Annotated in this window: 1 rRNA gene; it reads left to right on the top strand. The window is 62.6% G+C overall.

Going from position 1 to position 273, the window contains the following annotated elements:
- A 23S ribosomal RNA gene (locus UK12_RS35605) occupies positions 1 to 273 on the top strand; the annotation flags it as partial.

The following is a 273-nucleotide window of genomic DNA, read 5'->3' as shown; positions in this document are numbered from 1 at the left end:
GCCCAGGGTAAGTCGGGACCTAAGGCGAGGCCGACAGGCGTAGTCGATGGACAACGGGTTGATATTCCCGTACCCGCTTTGAAGCGCCAACGCTGAACCTCTTGATGCTAAGCCCGTGAAGCCGGCCCGGAGTCTTCGGATGATGGGACGTGGTGGAGCCGGTGACCCGATGGGGTAGTAGGTGAGCGATGGGGTGACGCAGGAAGGTAGTCCAGCCCGGGCGGTGGTTGTCCCGGGGTAAGGGTGTAGGACGAACGGTAGGCAAATCCGCCG

Source organism: Saccharothrix sp. ST-888 (assembly GCF_000955975.1).
Classification (GTDB): Bacteria; Actinomycetota; Actinomycetes; order Streptomycetales; family Streptomycetaceae; genus Kitasatospora.
This window is presented reverse-complemented; position numbering and strand designations above follow the sequence as displayed.